Annotated in this window: 8 protein-coding genes and 1 pseudogene; 5 read left to right on the top strand and 4 right to left on the bottom strand. The window is 60.4% G+C overall.

All coding sequences use genetic code 11. The features are described from left to right. A partial coding sequence (locus tag NI18_RS18075) for a hypothetical protein (RefSeq protein ID WP_037531979.1) occupies positions 1-357 on the top strand: 357 nt, incomplete at its 5' end. 561 nt (positions 358-918) lie between these two features. Here the strand turns inward: NI18_RS18075 and NI18_RS22615 are convergent. The 3 genes from NI18_RS22615 to NI18_RS18060 form a co-directional block, all read right to left on the bottom strand. Beyond that, complete coding sequence (locus NI18_RS22615; protein WP_052149325.1) at positions 919-1,449, bottom strand: DUF2501 domain-containing protein; 531 nt, start codon at positions 1,447-1,449, stop codon at positions 919-921. A 71-nt stretch (positions 1,450-1,520) separates the two neighbouring features. Then, positions 1,521-3,038, bottom strand: a complete 1,518-nt coding sequence (locus tag NI18_RS18065) for a fumarate hydratase (RefSeq protein ID WP_037531977.1) — start codon at positions 3,036-3,038, stop codon at positions 1,521-1,523. A gap of 206 nt (positions 3,039-3,244) precedes the next feature. Further along, complete coding sequence (locus tag NI18_RS18060; RefSeq protein WP_037531975.1) at positions 3,245-3,976, bottom strand: hypothetical protein; 732 nt, start codon at positions 3,974-3,976, stop codon at positions 3,245-3,247. A gap of 227 nt (positions 3,977-4,203) precedes the next feature. On the opposite strand from NI18_RS18060, the pseudogene NI18_RS23655 reads away from it, so the two are divergent. After that, positions 4,204-4,323: pseudogene (locus NI18_RS23655) on the top strand (Sir2 family NAD-dependent protein deacetylase); the annotation flags it as partial. 43 nt (positions 4,324-4,366) lie between these two features. Beyond that, entirely contained in the window at positions 4,367-6,220 is a 1,854-nt protein-coding gene (locus NI18_RS18055) for a recombinase family protein (RefSeq protein ID WP_037531973.1), read from the top strand. Between the two features lie 103 nt (positions 6,221-6,323). Here the strand turns inward: NI18_RS18055 and NI18_RS25900 are convergent, their stop codons facing one another. Further along, positions 6,324-6,605 carry a hypothetical protein gene (locus NI18_RS25900; protein ID WP_037531971.1) on the bottom strand — a complete coding sequence of 94 codons (282 nt, stop codon included), beginning with the start codon at positions 6,603-6,605 and terminating at the stop codon, positions 6,324-6,326. An 18-nt stretch (positions 6,606-6,623) separates the two neighbouring features. Here NI18_RS25900 and NI18_RS18045 point away from each other — a divergent pair, with 18 nt between their 5' ends. Together NI18_RS18045 and NI18_RS24645 are read left to right on the top strand one after the other, a co-directional pair. Continuing rightward, positions 6,624-7,115, top strand: a complete 492-nt coding sequence (locus NI18_RS18045; protein ID WP_037531969.1) for a TIGR02594 family protein — start codon at positions 6,624-6,626, stop codon at positions 7,113-7,115. Between the two features lie 284 nt (positions 7,116-7,399). Beyond that, on the top strand, positions 7,400-7,915 hold the full coding sequence (locus NI18_RS24645) for a hypothetical protein (protein ID WP_128082313.1): 516 nt from the start codon (positions 7,400-7,402) through the stop codon (positions 7,913-7,915).

Below are 7,915 nucleotides of genomic sequence, written 5' to 3'. Positions count from 1 at the left end.
GGAAGCTGGACCTATCGCCGCGATCCGCGCGGATCGGTGGCGAGTTTCGGAGCGCAGGCGGCGCTGCCCGCACTGACACTCCAGTGCGATACCGGCACGCGGCAAATCCATCTGTCGCGCACCGCCGCGGCCGCCACGCCGATGACGATCCGCACGTCGAGCGTCACGCGCGCGCTGTCGGTCCAGCCCGGCAGCACGCCCGGCACCGTGACGGCGACGCTGCCGGCCAGCGATCCGCTGCTCGAGGCGATGGGGTTCAGCCGCGGTCGGTTCGTGATCGACCAGGAGGGTCAGCCCGCTCTCGTCATCCCCTCATGGGCGGAGATCGAACGCGTGACCGAGGATTGTCGCGGGTAAGGGCGGGCATATGCCCAGCGTGCCGCACAGCCTTTGAGGATTGCGCGAAATCTTCTGCAAAACAAGACTTGTATCAACAGGGCACCCGGCACACATTGCGGTTGCGGTCAGGCTTGGCCGCGTTGTTTCAACAAGCGAAAGGAGGTGATCCGATGTCTCATGGTTCAGCAGTGAGTTCGGTTCGGTTCGTTCGGGGGACGCGCTACTGATATCCGACGGCATGTGCGGGAGGTATCGCCCTCCAATCAACGCGCATGGCACAGGATGAGGTGGTACGCATGGTCCTCCGGGCTGGAGCTCTCCGGCCGCTGACCATGTCAGGAGGTTGTCGGGTCGTCGTGAGACGCCCCGGCAACCTCTTTTCATTTCTGGGTGGTTTTGTTTGGAGGATGCGGACGTTGCCCCGCATCCTTAAGAGAACGGTGCTCCCCCAACCCACACCGTCATCCTGACGAAAGTCAGGATCCAGAGCCACGCAGGTTGCCCCTAATTACCCTGGATCCTGACTTTCGTCAGGATGACGGGACGGGCGACGGCTAGCCGCCCTAGCGCATGCGCCGGTTACAGAAACGCCTTGGCCCGGTTGAGCACGAGGCTGCACATCTTCGTCTTCACCTGTCCGCCGAGATTGTCGAGCGACAGCCCCTGACCGTTCGGCGCCTGAAGCTCCCCCGCCTGTCCCGCTGCAAAGCCAGGCGACGTCCGCACGCCCTGCCGCCCGGTCAACCGCTGCAGGATCGACTGCGCGCCTGCCGCCTGGCCCGTCGCAGGGGACTGCGTCCGGGTCTGGGGCGCCGTTTGCCGCCCCGTTAACGCGCCTAGTGCGCCGCCCTGACCGAGCAGGTTGTTCTTGAGGCAATAGCCTAGCAGACCTGCTGCATTGCCAGCCCCGATCGAACCGATGCTCGACGCGCCACCGCCAAGCAGGCCACCCAGTCCGCCGCCGAGCCCGCCAAGACTGTCACCCAAGCTACCGAGGCCCCCGCTGGACGTACGCGGCGCGGGCGCGGGTGCCCCGCTCTGGGCAACGGCGCTCGTCGTCATCAATGTTGCGACCGCGATCGCGACGACGGGGTTGGCGGGCTTGAACATACGAAACTCCTCTGGTTCGCAAGCTCAACGGAAGGGCTGCCCTCCCCGTTCCACGTCATCAGGACGAACGGTCACGCCGGCGCGAGCAGCCCCTCCCGCGCGATCTTCTCGCGCCAGACGAGCGGCGCCAGCTGGTGGACGTTCTCGCCCGCCGAATCGACCGCGACCGTCACCGGGAAATCGGCGACCTCGAATTCGTAGATCGCTTCCATACCCAGATCCTCGAAGCCGACGACCTTCGATCCCTTGATCGCGCGCGCTACCAGATAGGCCGCACCGCCGACCGCCATCAGATAGGCCGACTTGGCCTCGGCGATTGCCTTGGTCGCATCGCCGCCGCGCTCGGCCTTGCCGACCATCGCGAGCAGGCCCTGGTCGAGCATCATGCGCGTGAACTTGTCCATCCGCGTCGCGGTAGTGGGGCCCGCGGGCCCGACCACCTCGTCGCCGACCGGATCGACCGGCCCGACATAATAGATCACGCGACCACGGAAATCGACGGGCAGCTCCTCGCCCCTGGCCAGCATGTCGGCGATCCGCTTGTGCGCGGCGTCGCGCCCGGTCAGCATCTTGCCGTTCAGCAGCAGCCGGTCGCCATGCTTCCACGTCTGCACGACCTCGGGAGTCAGCGTGTCGAGGTCGACCCGGATCGCGGCCTTGTCGGGCGTCCAGTTGACGTCAGGCCATTCCTCGAGCTTCGGTGCCTCCAGATACACCGGCCCCGACCCGTCGAGCACGAAATGCGCATGGCGCGTGGCGGCGCAGTTCGGGATCATCGCGACCGGCTTCGACGCGGCATGCGTCGGCCAGTCGAAAATCTTGACGTCGAGGATGGTGGAGAGCCCGCCCAGCCCTTGCGCGCCGATGCCGAGCGCGTTGACCTTGTCGTAGATCTCGATCCGCAGCGCCTCGATGTCGTTCTTCGGACCGCGTTCCTTCAGCTGCGCCATGTCGATCGCGCCCATCAGCGACTGCTTGGCGAGGATCATCGACTTTTCCGCGGTGCCGCCGATGCCGATGCCGAGCATCCCCGGCGGGCACCAGCCCGCGCCCATCTGCGGGATCATCTCGAGCACCCAGTCGACGATCGAATCGCTCGGGTTCATCATCTTGAACTTCGACTTGTTCTCACTGCCGCCGCCCTTGGCAGCGACGTCGATCGAGACGGTGTTGCCGGGCACCATCTCGACATGCATCACGCTGGGCGTGTTGTCCTTGGTGTTGCGGCGCGTGAAGGCGGGATCGGCGAGGATCGAGGCGCGCAGCTTGTTCTCGGGGTTGAGATACGCCTTGCGGACGCCTTCATCGATCACCTCCTGCAAGGAGCGGGTCGAATCGAGACGGCAGTCCTGGCCCCATTTCACGAAGATCGTGACGATGCCGGTATCCTGGCAGATCGGGCGGTGGCCTTCTGCGCACATCCGGCTGTTCGTCAGGATCTGCGCGATCGCATCCTTGGCGGCGGGGCTCTGCTCGGCTTCGTACGCGACGCCCAGCGCACGGATGTAGTCCATCGGATGGTAGTAGCTGATGAACTGGAGCGCGTCGGCGACGCTTTCGATCAGGTCGGCTTCGGTGATGACGGTCATGCAGCGCCTTTACGGATACGGGTTTGCAGGCGTCTTAGCGGCGATCGGGTGATTTATGAAGATAGGGTCGGTCGGGGGATCGCCGCGCGACCCGCCACGCGTCCGCGCCTGCACGAGATCCGACGTGTAAGGTTCTCCAAACAAAAGGGGCTGGAGTGGACACATCACCACTCCAGCCCCTCAGGCTGTGATTACGTGCAGCAGTCTTACATCGGCGGCGTCAGGCCATCCTTGCCGACCGCGACGGACCTCGCCCCCGACGCGCCGGCCAAGGTGATCGCGAACAGCTTCTGGCCCTTTGCAAGGACCGATCGCTCGGCCGGCTCGAACCGGACGATCGGCGTGCCGACGGGCACGACGACCTGCGCCTTGCCGCCCTTGTACGAGATGCTGAGCTTGGTTTCGCCGGGCTTGCCCGCCCCGCCGGTCACCGTGCCGTTGGTCATCCCGCTCTGCTGATCGACCGTGCCATTGGTCATCGCGGTCTGCCCGTCGACGGTGCCGTTGGTCATCGCGCTCTGCCCATCGGCCGCGCCGCCGCCGGCAGCCGCGACCACGCCGGGAACGTCCCAGGGATAATGGCCCTCGCCGGTCCCGCGCATCGCCTCGGGGAAGATGACGAGCTCGACCGCGCGCAGTGCGTCATCGGGACCGGTCGTGGCCGTGCCGATGAAGTCCCCGTCCTTCAGCGTCGACAGATCGGACTTCACCACCCAGGCGACCTTGGTCTTTGCATCGAGCGGCACGCTGACCGACTTGCCGTCATAGGTCTGGACGGTCAGCGCGTCGGCGCCGACCGCGGTGATCACGCCGCGAACGCGGGTAACGTCGGACGCTGCGCTTGCCGCCGCGCTGGTATTGACGGTGGCAGTGTTGGTGCCGGTCGATGTCGTGTCGCCACAGCCGCCGAGGACCGCGATCACGCCGCTCAACAGCATCAGTTTTTTTTTTGGTCACCATCGCATTGGATCCTTCGAATATCATGGCGCGCGGTGCCATGACGGCATCGGCGAACGGTGTGCGGCCGGCCACAAAGACATGGTCGGTTCGGTTCAACGCCGTAAACGAGCAACCGGGCGCATCCCGCCGACCCGATGCTCGGAGACGCGAGATATCGGCGCGACTTCGACTATCCCGGCGACAGCGCCATACGTAGAGGGTGACGATGCAGGATCTACGAAACATCGTCATTCTGACGGGCGCGGGCATCTCCGCCGAAAGCGGCATCGCGACGTTCCGCGGCCCGGGCGGCCTATGGGAAGGTCACCGGGTCGAGGATGGATGTCTTTTTCTAACGGTTCTATAACCGGCCTCGAAAGAGGTGTTCCATGCGTGTCATTCCCTACCTGCGTTGGTCGAGCGAGAAGCAAACATCGGGCTCGACGATCCCCCGCCAGACCGGAACCATCACCCGCTATGCGGCGGAAAAGGGGTGGACGCTGCCACCGGAAAATGAGTGGCTACGCGACGAAGGCGTGTCAGGATTCAAGGGTCACAATCTCGCACCAACGGGTGAGTTGGGGAAGTTTACCGACAAGATTTGTCGCGAAGGTGGACGCGATATCATTCTGCTCGTCGAGCAACTTGACCGCCTATCGCGAAAGTCTCCCGGAGAAGTCCTTGAATGGTTCTTCAAGGTCACCAACGCGGGTCTAACGGTAGTCCTATGCGACAATAAGATGATCGTAGACCAAGCGTCGATGCGGAACCAAGGGGACCAGCTACGCGCGCTCTTGGACGATTCCGAACGCGCCAACACCGAAATGACCCGCAAGGTAGTCCTGCTGCAACAAGCTTGGGCATCGATCCGTGATGGTATGAATGTCTATGTTGAGCGCCCCGGAACCGCCATAGGGGTGGACTATCTGGCGAGCGTATCAACCCCGATCGACACCGGAATTGATATCACGGTCAAGACGCGCCGCTCTACCGATACCTATGAGCTATCGACGCTCGCGGTAGGGTTCACACCAATCGTTGGTGACTTTCTTCAAGAGAAGACTTTGTTGGGTCGCGTCGCTCGCAAGGTTCACACTTCCTCGACATGTCCGGCGTGGTTGTCGCTTTCGCCATGCCGTAGGTTCTTCGAACCCATCCCCGACAAGGTTGCAGTCGTGCAACGCATCTTCGAGCTTTACGCCAGCGGTGTAGCCAAGGTCGCTATCACGCGCATCTTGAACGGCGACGGTGTGCCGCCCTTCCGTGGTGGCGATGGCTGGGGACCGTCGAGCGTGAAAGCGTTGATCGATAGTCGCGCGGTCATCGGGGAATATCAGCACAAGTCGAGGGCGCAGGATCGCACCTTTGGTGACCCGATCCCTGATTACTTCCCTCAAATTATTTCGAACGAACTTTGGCAAGCTGCGCACGCGCCAAGATCGGGTCACAATCGCGAAGGTCGCGGGCGATCGATCCTCGTGCGAAACTTGTTTGCGGATATCGCTGTCTGTCAGCACTGCAACGCAAAGATGTATTTTCAGCGCAAGCCCCGCAAGAAAACCGGAGTGGATGACGCATACCTACAATGCAGCAATTATTTCATGAACAAGACCAACGTCGATGGTTTGCCTCGATGTGAAGAAAAGATGATGTGGCACTACCGCCCTATCTTAAAGACACTGCTCGACAAGCTGCTATCATCGGCACTCGATGACCAGCATTTTAGCAACGATGCCGAGATAGCCGCTCTTAATTCGCTCATTGCTGACCATCGCCGGGTCATAGAAGACTTTGGAACGCAACTCGATAACATGGCTGAAAACATGGCGGGTAGTTTGAGTGAGCGCCTACGGCGTCGCTTCGATGCGCTTGAGAAAGAGGAAGCGGACGCGAAAGCCGCGTTGGTCGAACTCGAAAAAGAGATGGAAATTGCACGCGGCAAGGTGGACCCGGCAATTCATGTCAAACGCGTGGCGGCAATCCGGGCTGAAATCGATCAAGACAATGATGATGGTCTTAAGGCGCGCATCACGATCAAGAATGCGCTTAACGGTCTGATAGCGAAGATGCGGTTCGATGCAGATTTGGGGTTCGTGAACATCGACCTCATTGCATCGCAGCGCTATTTTGCGATCGAATTTACCGGTGAACCCGGACCAGATATCGATTTGAAAGGTCGCGAGCCAACCGATGCCGAAAAACCGTTCTTGGATGCCTACAGGCGTCGCAGAGCCAAGGCTTAACACAGGACGGAGAATCGCCATCAGTCGACCCGACGCGATTGATCACGCTCTCGTTAGACTTTGGGGTGACTCACTTTTGCGGCGACCTGATTGTTAGACGCAATCACTTTAACTCTCGATCTTGGTAACATTCGAAGCCACTGCGTGTTTCAGCGCAGTTGGGGTCCTCCTGCCCCCCTTCAACCTTCGTTTGCGATAACTCGATAGCTTTTAGACCGACAAACAGCGCGGCAAGGACAGCCAAAGCGAAGGCAAGGTTTATTAAGATCGACTTCCACGATCCCCCTGCCCTACGCATGGCAATCGCGGCAAGGATCACCAAGCCGACACACATAGACGAAAGTAATAAGAACACCCGGTATCCCCGCAAAAGGTCGAATTCCACGGCTGTCTAAATACCATCATGAAATGGTATGACGAAGCACAGAGACTTGTAGGGACCCGCGAAATTGTAGGCCCCCGCCATAACCCGACGATCCTCGCGTGGGCAAAGACTCTTGGCGCAAAAATGCTGGGTATCAGCATTACCGACGACGAGACCCCGTGGTGCGGCCTGTTCGTGGCACACTGCATGACGCAGGCGGACATCGCGCCTCCCAAGATAGCCGTCCGGGCAAGCTCGTGGCAGGATTGGGGATCGAACTTGCGCGCCGATCGCCTCTCACCCGGCGCTGTGCTGGTGTTCAAGCGTCCGGGTGGCGGTCATGTCGGGCTCTACGCTGGTGAGGATGCGACCACCTACCATGTCCTTGGCGGCAACCAGTCCAACATGGTCTCCATCACCCGCATAGCCAAGGATCGCTGTCTCGCGCGTCGCTGGCCCACTGGCGTCCCGGTGATCGATGGCCCAGTCTGGGTAGACACCAAAGGGTCGATCTCGAAAAACGAGGACTAATACCGATCTACCCTAGTGATCCCTTATCGTATTTGCAGCCTCACATTTCGATGCCGAAGCATGCCCGTATCGCAACGGTCGCCTTGCCGCATAAGGTGACGCCGAGGCCAATTGCACAGTGAACTGATCCATGCTGTAACCACGAGATAGCGAGTGTGGGCACACCACAGTCCACGGGGGGTGGTATGTCAAAATCGGTGCGAATGGTTGCGTTAGCGTGTTGTCTTACACTGGGGGCATGCGGTCCAAGCACGATAGATGAGACATCAAATCCTTCTGCGGAGTTGAACGACACTGCGGTGATAGAGCCGGTATCGTCAGCGACAGCGGAGCAAACTTTGGCCTTTTTAAAACAAGGCGATGCGCATGCCTGTAGCACCCAAGCGGTAAAGGACACGCTGACATCAATGTCCTTCCCCGAACAACCCGACAATTTGCGGGCAAGTGACTGGCAAGAATACACCTCAAAAGTCACCGTAGATTTATCGATGATTACCTTGTCGGGTATTAATAAAGATTCGTCCTCGGTTGAATGCAACGCACATGCTACAGTCGAAGGCGGCTTACCTCGCGAAATAGATGTTTCCTACACGGTAAGCCCTGATCTCAATGATGATACAAATTATGTTGTTCGCGCCGGTATTGGGCCGCTCCAACAGTCCGTGAATCACGCTGTAACAAATGCAATCAGGCCGCTGCTCGAACAAATTGCACGAGACGAAGCGGAAGAAGCTCGCGTGCAAGCCGAAGAAGTAGATTCCGATAATTTAACATCCAGTGATGCGGTCCTAAACATGTGA

It is taken from the genome of Sphingomonas sp. Ant20 (assembly GCF_000783375.1).
Taxonomy (GTDB): domain Bacteria; phylum Pseudomonadota; class Alphaproteobacteria; order Sphingomonadales; family Sphingomonadaceae; genus Sphingomonas; species Sphingomonas aerolata.
This window is presented reverse-complemented; position numbering and strand designations above follow the sequence as displayed.

What these genes read in the sequence shown, in the direction of transcription:
- NI18_RS18045 (WP_037531969.1), top strand. Translation starts at nt 6,624, where the DNA reads ATGAAATGGTATGACGAAGCACAGAGACTTGTAGGGACCCGCGAAATT.
- NI18_RS18060 (WP_037531975.1), bottom strand. Translation starts at nt 3,976, where the DNA reads ATGCTGTTGAGCGGCGTGATCGCGGTCCTCGGCGGCTGTGGCGACACG.
- NI18_RS18055 (WP_037531973.1), top strand. Translation starts at nt 4,367, where the DNA reads ATGCGTGTCATTCCCTACCTGCGTTGGTCGAGCGAGAAGCAAACATCG.
- NI18_RS22615 (WP_052149325.1), bottom strand. Translation starts at nt 1,449, where the DNA reads ATGTTCAAGCCCGCCAACCCCGTCGTCGCGATCGCGGTCGCAACATTG.
- NI18_RS18065 (WP_037531977.1), bottom strand. Translation starts at nt 3,038, where the DNA reads ATGACCGTCATCACCGAAGCCGACCTGATCGAAAGCGTCGCCGACGCG.